This window comes from Treponema primitia ZAS-1 (assembly GCF_000297095.1).
GTDB classification, from domain to species: domain Bacteria; phylum Spirochaetota; class Spirochaetia; order Treponematales; family Breznakiellaceae; genus Termitinema; species Termitinema primitia_A.
Window position 1 is genome coordinate 1 of record NZ_AEEA01000009.1, and the last position, 6263, is coordinate 6263.

Below are 6263 nucleotides of genomic sequence, written 5' to 3' on the forward strand. Positions count from 1 at the left end.
ACTGCTCCAACAGCGGCCCCGTTACCGGCACAAGCTCTATCGGCGGCATGGCGGGGGGCAACGGCGGCACCATCATCGCCAGCTACAACATCGGCTCCGTTAAAGGCTCCGGGAGTTGCGGCGGTGTGGCGGGGTACAGCAATGGCACCATCACCGCCTGCTACAACAGCGGCTCCGTTAAAGGCTCCGATGGTTGCGGCGGTGTGGCGGGGAGCAACACCACCGGCACCATCACCGCCTGCTACAGCACCGGTGCCGTTTCCGGCGACAGGACTGTCGGCGGCGTGGTGGGGTTTAACAACGAGGGTTTCATCATGGCCTGCTACTGGGCGACTTCTCCCGACATCGGCGTTGGCGGCTCCTCTCGCAGCAGCCAGGTGACCACGAAGTTCGGCGGGGACGACGCATGGCCCAAGACCGACACCAATACCACCGACATCTCCGCCTACGGCGGCAGCCACCGAAACTACGCCAATGCCTGGGGTATCGGCAGCAAGGATGGCAGCGGTCCCGGCAACTACTGGAAGGACCTGGGCAACCCCAGCACCCCGGCGTATCCCAAGCTCTGGTGGGAAAAGGACTAAAGCAGGATGCACGAAGATACGCACATGAGGAGTATAGGTATGATAAATAGTAAATCTGACAAAAAAGGCTCCGGCAAGTTCCGCAGGAACTTGCCCGGAGTTTCGGCTGCGCCGAAACTCCACATCTGGGCGTTGGGCTTTGCCCTGCTGCTGGCCGGGTGTGCGGTCCCGGTGTCCGCCCCGGTGGGGGCCCCGCAGGGGGCCCCTGCGGGCGGCGGTCTGGGCACGGTGCGGGTGGAAGTCTCCGGCCTTGGGCTTGTGTCTGGGTCTGAGCCTATGCCCGTGCCTGTGTCTGGAGTTTCGGCTACGCCGAAACTCCAAGCGGTCCAAGCAGACCCGAAGGGTCCGCTTGGACCGCAGCGGACCGTGTACCCGACGCCGCCTGATACGTCGAAGCTTAAATATACCTATATTTGGACGGATATAACGGATGAGGTCGAGCCCAAGCTGGTGACCCCGGACCAGGACAGCGACGGGAACTTCATCCTGGCGGTGGGGTCCTACACCCTGGACGTGCAGGCCTATATCAACGGCATTGCGGAGCCCGCTAACCTGGTGGGGACCGGGGTCGGGACGAAGCTCAGCGGCGACGGCACCCCCACCATCACGGTGGGCGATAGCGAGAACCTCACCGTCAAGGTGGCGCTGGAACCACTGGACGGGACCGATCCCGGGGCCGGGACCGGGACCGGGACGCTGGCCTATACCATCAGCTACCCGGCGACGACCGAGGACTTCACCCTGACCCTGCGGAATCTGGGGGACGAGACTACGCCTCCTTTGAGCGACGCTAACGATGACGACAACCTGCAGACCTATGATGGAACCGAGACGGTGGCTGCGGGGTACTACGACCTGACCGTGCAGCTCAAGGACGCCACGGGGCGGACTGCGGGGAAAAATGACGTGGTCCATGTGTATCAGAATATGACAACCACCATCCCGGCGGCGGACTGGACCTTTACCGACGCCGACTTTAGGGCGCGGCTGGTGGAAGCCGCCGCAGTCACCGGCCTTGCGGCCCCCGTCACGGGGAAGCCCCCGGCGGCAGCCGGCAGCTTGAGCGTCCCCGACGACGCCAACTACGGCTTCGCGGCCTCGGCGGGCTTTACCTGGGAGGAGCAAACCACCGATGGCTGGACCACCTTCTCCGGCGGCAAGTTCGCCCCCAGGGCCACCTACCGGGCGGTCATCACCCTAAAGGCCAATTCCGGCTACAAGTTCTCAGGAAGCATCATAGCCACGGTGAACGAGGGGCCCCTCGACGGCTGGATCGTGAGCGCAGGGAAGATTAGCGGCGACACCGCCATGAACACCCTCACCTTCACCGTCACCTTCCCGGCAACCGACAGCACCGCGAAGCTTGAGCCCACCACATGGAAAATCCCGGCGCCCCACACCCTCACCATCACGAGTACCTCGGCGACCACCCCGCTGATAGTGAAGCCCACCGGGGAACTCACCCTCAGCCTTACCGGGGACACCGGGGACTACACCGACATCCGGTGGACCGTGAACGGGAACCCCGTGACCGCAGACGCCCCCGCCGGGACCGCCTACACCTTCAAGGGCGATGGCCGGAGTCTGGGGACCTACACCGTGGGCGTGCGGGCCCAGCAGGACGGCCTCTGGTACGAGAACCGGGTCAAGGTACCGGTCACCAATGTGGAGCTGGTTCTTGAGGGCGACTATACGGGAGGCATCACCGCTATTGTGGAGGACGGCCTCCTCAAAAGCATCACCACCGATGCCGGCGCCATCCTCATCGGCCGCAAGGATGATGAGACCGTTACCCTGAAGCTGGACGAGGCCGGCAAACTCCAGTTCCGGGCCGTCGATGGTGCGGGCAATGTCCCCATCGGCAGCTATGGGGAGTTCCAGTTGATTAACACCCAGCTTGGCGACTCGCATAGCGGCGACAAATACAAGCAGGAAGCGGACCTGGACCTGATGGGCAACTACGACCCGGACACCGGCGCATGGTCCGGCCAGCAATGGACGGCGGTGGGCAACGACAGCGCCCGCTTTACCGGGACCTTCGACGGCAACGGCAAGGCTATCAGCAACCTGTATATAAACAACAGATCAATACTCCAGGGCCTCTTTGGCATCATCAGTACCGGCACGGTGAAGAATGTGCATATAGCGAGCGGTTCTGTTACCGGCGCCGACTATACCGGCGGCGTGGCGGGGTACAACCAAGGCATCATCACCGCCTGCTCAAACAGCAGCAAGGTTACTGGCCGCAACGCTACCGGCGGCGTGGCGGGGATGAACAACGGCGGCACCATCTTCGCCTGCTACAACACCGGCGCCGTTTCCGGTAACTACTATGTCGGCGGCGTGGTGGGGGACAACTACCCCAACGGCATCATCAACGCTTGCTACAACACCGGCCGTGTTTCCGGCTACGGCACTTCAGGCGGCGTGGTGGGGTATAACTTAGGCGGCACCATCCTCTACTGCTTCTGGGCGAACTTTGATGGCAACGGCGTTGGCGACAGCATCGTCGGCTCCGTCTACGGCAGCCCCGTCTACGGCGGCACCGGCTCCGGCGGCACCGCGAAGTTCGGCGCCGCATGGCCCAGCACCAGCAACCAATGGACCATCGGCGCCAACGCCTGGAAGAACCTTGGCAACTGGAACGGCGGCACGAACCCGGTGTATCCCACGCTCTGGTGGGAGTAAGGCTCAGAAAATGGTGACTGACACCGGCCCGGGCCAAACCCGGTGGAGTTTTGGCCCCGCCAAAACTCCGAGCAAGTTCCGAAGGAACTTGCCACCGCCCTTAAAAAGTCTGGAGGTACCTCCAGACCTTCCGGAGGGACAGACAGACCTTCCGGAGGGACAGACAGACCTTCTGAAAATGGTGACGGTCACCGGGCTGGGCCGGACCCCAGGGTGGAATTTTGGCACAGCCAAAACTCCGAGGGCTGAGAGTATATGAGCGAGAATGAGTATATGAGGAGTATAGGTATGATGAATATGAAAGCTGACAAAAATGGCGCTATGCACCTTGCAGTGTTGTTGGGCTTCGCCCTGCTGATGGCGGGGTGTGCGGTGCCGGTGTCTGGCCCCGGCGGCAACGTTGCCGGGGGCGGCGGGCTGGGCACGGTGCGGGTGGAGATTTCCGGGCTTGTGCCTGAGCCTGTGTCCGGAGTTTCGGCTGCGCCTGTGTCTGGAGTTTCGGCTACGCCGAAACTCAGGACTGCGTACCCGACGCCGCCGTCTACGTCGGGGCTTTTCTATACCTATACTTGGACGGATATAGGGAGCGGGACGACGGTGACGCCTGAGAAGGACGGCGAGAACTTCATCCTGGCGGTGGGGAACTACACCCTGGACGTGGAGGCGTATGTCGGCGGTGCGAAGAACCCCGCTAAGCTGGTGGGGACCGGGGTCGGGAAGGTCGATGACGGCACTACCATCACCGTGAACGGCAGCGTCCCCACCATCACCGTCACGGTGGCGCTGGAACCGGTGGACGGGACCGTGGCTGAGACTGCGACCGTAACCGGGACGCTGGCCTATACCATCACCTACCCGGCGGGGGTCACGACCCTCAGCCTGACCCTGCAAAAGCTGGGGGACGATGGCGAGCCCGTGACCACCCTGTCCCCCACCAGCACCACCACCAACGCCAGCACCGGCGTTACCACAGCGACCGGGACCACGAACGTGGCCGCCGGGGACTACCTGCTCCGGGCCACCCTGGGGAACAGCGCCGGTGCGGCAGGCATGAGCGAGACCGTCCGCATCTACGGCAACATGACCACCACCGTGCCCCCCACCAGCGACGACCCCGACCCCGACCCCTCGGCGGCGAGCTTTGCGTTTGCGGCGGGGGACTTTGGAACAATGGAGCCGCACATCATCGGGGTCTGGGCCGGGGGCTATACCGTTGAGGTGGAAGGGGGGCTTATCAAGAGCATTACCCCCACGAACAAAACGGCCATCCTCATCGGCCGCCGGGCGGATGAGCAGGTTACCCTGAACATAGGCAGCGACGGCAAACTCCTGTTCCGGGCTCCCGATGATGCGGGCAATGTCCCCATCGGCAGCTATGGGGAGTTCCAGTTGATTAGGACCGGCGCCGGTACCGTTTCTGCCGCCATTGCCCTAACGGGCACCTACAAGCAGGAAGCGGACCTGGACCTGATGGGCAATCTTAGCCCGAGGGTGGAGTGGACGGCGGTGGGCAAAGATGGCGCTTCCTTTACCGGGACCTTCGATGGCGGCGGCAAGGCTATCAGCAACCTGTATATAAACACCACCTCAAATGTCCAGGGCCTCTTTGGAAATAGTAACGGCACGGTGCAGAATGTGCATATAGCGAGCGGTTTCGTTACCGGCGCTAGTTATGTTGGCGGCTTGGTGGGGTCCAATGGGGGCGCCATCATCGCCTGCTCCAACAGCAGCGACATTAGCGTCACTGGCGTCCGAGTCGGCGGCGTGGTGGGGTACAGCGCAGGCCCCATCACCGCTTGCTACAACACCGGCGCCGTTTCCGGCACCGATGATGTCGGCGGCGTGGTGGGGGACGGCCGTAACCCCATCACCGCCTGCTCCAACACCGGCCCCGTTTCCGGCAATGACGAAGTCGGCGGCGTGGTGGGGACGAACAACGCCGCCATCATCGCCTGCTACAACACCGGCCCCGTTTCCGGCAGCAGCTATATTGGCGGCGTGGTGGGGTACAACCACAATGGCACCACCACCGCCTGCTACTGGGCGAACTTTACCGGCAACGGCGTTGGCATCAACTACAGCAGCGGCACCGTCGACACCACGAAGTTCGCCAGCGGCGCATGGCCCAGCACCGGCACCGAAGCCGGACAAAGCGGCCAATGGGGCACCGGCAACGGCAGCGGAAGCGGCACCTACTGGAAGGACCTGGGCGGCTGGAACGGCGGCAGCACGAACACGGTGTATCCCACGCTCTGGTGGGAGTAATCACCATACCCCGCTGCAGAGCAACGGGGTATATTATTCTGTACGGTATGGATTGTATGCGGGTGTAATACCCCTACAATCCACGTTTTTACCCGGTCAAAACCGCCCTAAGGGGACGAAAAAGGCGCTGCCGACCAGGGTCGGGGCACGTTCCTGCGGAACTGGGACGACCCCAGGGAAAAGGGCTGGGATACCAAGGCCCGGGGATACCGGGCTTTGGTTTGCGATCATCGTACCACTGCAAAAAAACAGGATTTCATTTGCCCGTTCCAGGCCATCGGCGCCGATGAATCCATAATAGACTTCAAGCATATTGATGATGCTTATGCAGAGGGTTATTTTTCCGGCCTTGGCTTGGGTGAAAAGACCGTCAATTTTTTCTTTCCCTTCTTCTTCATTAAGCAGGGCAATGAGGGCGCAGGCATCCAATACATAGGTCATGGCTCAAGGTCCAATTCCAGCTTTTTATCCGCTTCCTGCATTTCCATAAAGCGGTCAAGGGTAAGTTTTGAGCCCAGGGCTTTTGCCCTGCCTTTTAACGGGTTGACCCATTCCGCCGCCGGGGGGGCTTTATGCTTGAGATAGCCCACAAAATCAAGGATTTCATTCATGTAATCGGGGGAAAGCCCCTCAATTTCTTTCAAAAGTAGTTCTGTATTAGATATACTTTCCTCCAATACCACTATAGTCAAAAAACAGGGGGAAGGGAAGAGAGCGGAAAAAGGT

General features: G+C 61.7%; 4 protein-coding genes and 1 pseudogene. 3 read left to right on the top strand and 2 right to left on the bottom strand.

Features of this window, described 5'->3' with window-relative positions; genetic code table 11:
• From TPRIMZ1_RS18140 to TPRIMZ1_RS19585, 3 genes and pseudogenes are all read left to right on the top strand, one after another.
• A pseudogene (locus tag TPRIMZ1_RS18140) lies at window positions 1–584 on the top strand (hypothetical protein); the annotation flags it as partial.
• 39 nt (window positions 585–623) lie between these two features.
• Window positions 624–3272, top strand: a complete 2649-nt coding sequence (locus TPRIMZ1_RS0100905) for a hypothetical protein (protein ID WP_010253350.1) — start codon at window positions 624–626, stop codon at window positions 3270–3272.
• 288 nt (window positions 3273–3560) lie between these two features.
• On the top strand, window positions 3561–5537 hold the full coding sequence (locus TPRIMZ1_RS19585) for a hypothetical protein (protein ID WP_010253356.1): 1977 nt from the start codon (window positions 3561–3563) through the stop codon (window positions 5535–5537).
• A 96-nt stretch (window positions 5538–5633) separates the two neighbouring features.
• Here TPRIMZ1_RS19585 and TPRIMZ1_RS19590 read toward each other — a convergent pair whose 3' ends face one another.
• Both TPRIMZ1_RS19590 and TPRIMZ1_RS20790 read right to left on the bottom strand, forming a co-directional pair.
• Complete coding sequence (locus TPRIMZ1_RS19590; protein WP_010253358.1) at window positions 5634–5978, bottom strand: PIN domain-containing protein; 345 nt, start codon at window positions 5976–5978, stop codon at window positions 5634–5636.
• Window positions 5975–6263 (bottom strand): hypothetical protein (locus tag TPRIMZ1_RS20790; RefSeq protein ID WP_010253362.1); only part of this gene is annotated, 289 nt, incomplete at its 5' end. The genes TPRIMZ1_RS19590 and TPRIMZ1_RS20790, both read right to left, overlap by 4 nt.